The following is a 300-nucleotide window of genomic DNA, read 5'->3' on the forward strand; positions in this document are numbered from 1 at the left end:
CCTGATATATGCCCGATGACATTGGTTAAACTATCACAAGTTTATCAGCAACTCGAAAAAGACTACCCAATATCAGTATGGTTTGTGTCTGTTGATCCGCAACGAGATACACCCGCTAAACGTCACGCGTACATCAATTATTTTAATCATGAGTTTAAAGCATTAAGTGGTCCACATGCTCAGTTATTTCCATTTGTCCGAGATATTGGACTGATATATGCAATTAATAACAGTACGGAGCAAGAGTATTATGTTGACCATAGCGCTTCTGTGGCTTTAATTAACCCTCGAGGTGAATTG

Annotated in this window: 1 protein-coding gene; it reads left to right on the forward strand. The window is 39.0% G+C overall.

The annotated features are described in order from the left end of the window. Positions 1-300: SCO family protein (locus CWC11_RS21720; protein WP_138684240.1), on the forward strand; the 300-nt coding region annotated here is incomplete at both ends.

The organism is Pseudoalteromonas sp. S3178 (genome assembly GCF_005886985.1).
Taxonomy (GTDB): domain Bacteria; phylum Pseudomonadota; class Gammaproteobacteria; order Enterobacterales; family Alteromonadaceae; genus Pseudoalteromonas; species Pseudoalteromonas carrageenovora.